This is a genomic window from Parendozoicomonas verongulae (genome assembly GCF_009711465.1).
Lineage (GTDB): Bacteria > Pseudomonadota > Gammaproteobacteria > Pseudomonadales > Endozoicomonadaceae > Sansalvadorimonas > Sansalvadorimonas verongulae.
The window spans coordinates 791-1,176 of the sequence record NZ_SMME01000697.1 but is presented as its reverse complement, the minus strand read 5'-3'; the positions used below and the strand labels follow the sequence as shown (position 1 = coordinate 1,176).

Annotated in this window: 1 protein-coding gene; it reads left to right on the top strand. The window is 49.2% G+C overall.

What is annotated here, in order from left to right:
- A partial coding sequence (locus E1189_RS03095; RefSeq protein WP_196221124.1) for a hypothetical protein occupies nt 1-386 on the top strand: 386 nt, incomplete at both ends.

The window sequence follows — 386 nt, the reverse complement described above, 5'->3', positions numbered from 1 at the left end:
TACCCGGCTGCGCACCCAGGCGGCCGGGGGAAAGGCCGATACCGCTTGTAATGACAAGGATATTGAACTGAGTCTCGCAGTTATTTTCATTGATATGGAAGAGTGGGAGCAGTTTGATGCACTGCAACTTGATAAGCAGTTGTATTCAGGATTTGAAACCTCCTTATGTTTGAGTATCCGCTACTTCCAGGAATTAATGGACGTTGAGAAAATCTTGCCCGAACATTCGACTCTTCTGGGGAAAGCGTTCCATTGGGCTGCTCTTGCTGTGGAGGGGAGTGAAGGCAAAAATGCATCCTGCCTCAGTCAGCTGGCTCACTGCTTCCGCTTTTTATCTGTGTGGCCGCAACCCGGGTTGCAAACTTTGGGTATTGAAGAGGAAAAGG